2 protein-coding genes are annotated in these 1,576 nt (G+C 40.5%); one reads left to right on the top strand and one right to left on the bottom strand.

What is annotated here, in order from left to right; genetic code table 11:
* Window positions 1-544: transposase (locus tag ABJV04_RS07285; RefSeq protein ID WP_348490710.1), on the bottom strand; the 544-nt coding region annotated here is incomplete at its 3' end.
* A 184-nt stretch (window positions 545-728) separates the two neighbouring features.
* On the opposite strand from ABJV04_RS07285, the gene ABJV04_RS07280 reads away from it, so the two are divergent.
* Window positions 729-1,214 (top strand): hypothetical protein, encoded by a 486-nt coding sequence (locus ABJV04_RS07280; RefSeq protein WP_348490708.1) that lies wholly within the window; start codon window positions 729-731, stop codon window positions 1,212-1,214.
* Window positions 1,215-1,576: the final 362 nt, after the last annotated feature.

Genomic DNA, 1,576 nt, shown 5'->3' with positions numbered 1-1,576 from the left:
CGACAAAGAGCGCCCGACGTAGTGTGCCAATATGGATACGAGCATCGGCTGCCGCTAGCGTGCAATCTTCTAGCCACTGCCCCAGCTGACGTAGCTGTTGCCAGGCTGCCGCCAACGGAACTAATCGACTAACTTTTCCTATTTCAGCCATCATATAAAGCACTTTTCCATCCAACGGGTCACTCTTGCCATCATCTCCATGATGAATCACACCCGCTTTATACATGCGCTCTGGGTTCACCGTCCACACCTCCATTCCATGTTGCAAAGCTGCTTGCATGAGCTTCTTCTCGTAGCAACCACTGGGTTCCACAACAATAGAAAGCCCATCATAGCCTAACCCGTGCGCCTGCCTTTGGTATTCCTCTAGCTTCTGATCAATGGTGGGAAGGTCGTTGGCAAAGGACTCGCAGAGCTCAAACTCTGCTCCCATTTGATGGTACCGGCTATATACATCCAAGGTGCGACTGCTCACATCTACAGCTAATACAAATTGATTGCTGGAGGGCTTGTCTGATTGTTGAAATTGTGTAATCTTCTGCATAGGCATCCTCATAGTTTGAATTGGCGTTTGAACGAATAAGGTGATGTTCTTTTTTGAAGACATCAACCTTGAGGGTGCCTAATTATATGATTCAAGCGGACTCGAACGTGGTTCGGGTCTTTAATTTTAATAACCAGACTCGCCGCTTAAACGCTGGGTCGTTAGTGGGCTTTCAAACTTTGATATGAAAAAACTCTTTCTAATCTCAATAGCATTATTACTAAATAGCTGTTCTGATTATTATTTTGAAAAAGATTTAAGAGATGCAGTTCAAAGTCTTCGAGACTTACCGTACGAGGACCGAGTTGTAGATTTTTCCAATTTTACTTCTGAAAGTGACTGGTCTTATCTACTCATATTACAGACTGATGAAAGCGTGCCTTTAGAAGCCTATAACGAGTTTGGAGAAATGAATAACTACTTTGGCTTTAATATTGAAGACATGTCAACAAACCAAATGAGATTTTATTTATTATCACTAAGCAAAAAACCAATTGAAACATTTCAGATAGATAAATATCCTAAAAACTCTGAACATCTGATTTTCGAATCGTGTACCGATACATTGCGATATGGAATAATCTACAAGCGGAGTGAATCGACTTTTAATGTCTCATTTAACTCTTCAGACGCAGGAAAAGGAACTGCATTTTTAGAGCCCAATTGCTAATGAATTCGCCCACTAACAAGCGCATTAACTGGGGACGCGGACGTGCCGTTGGTTTCCGGAGTTGCTTGTTTTAACATTTTAGCCGTTTATTAACTCAAAATCTCCGCGCCCGTTATGCGCTGGGCCGTTAGGTTGAACTCCAATAACTAAAATGAAGATAACAATCCTAATATTCTGTCTAAGCTTCTTTTTAATATCATGTTATGATTTATTAGGAGAGATTTATGAAAAGGAATATGAATATGTAAGAAAATCTCAAATAGGTATTGGGGAAATTTCATTATTTACAGAAAAAGATAACCTTATTGAATACTTAGGCAAGCCAGACTCCGTAGTCCAGGGGTTTTACTATTATCATAAAA

Source organism: Aliiglaciecola sp. (assembly GCF_039982535.1).
Taxonomy (GTDB): domain Bacteria; phylum Pseudomonadota; class Gammaproteobacteria; order Enterobacterales; family Alteromonadaceae; genus Aliiglaciecola.
Note: the sequence above shows the minus strand (reverse complement) of the source record. Positions and strands in the feature narration are given on the sequence as shown.

What these genes read in the sequence shown, in the direction of transcription:
- ABJV04_RS07280 (WP_348490708.1), top strand. Translation starts at nt 729, where the DNA reads ATGAAAAAACTCTTTCTAATCTCAATAGCATTATTACTAAATAGCTGT.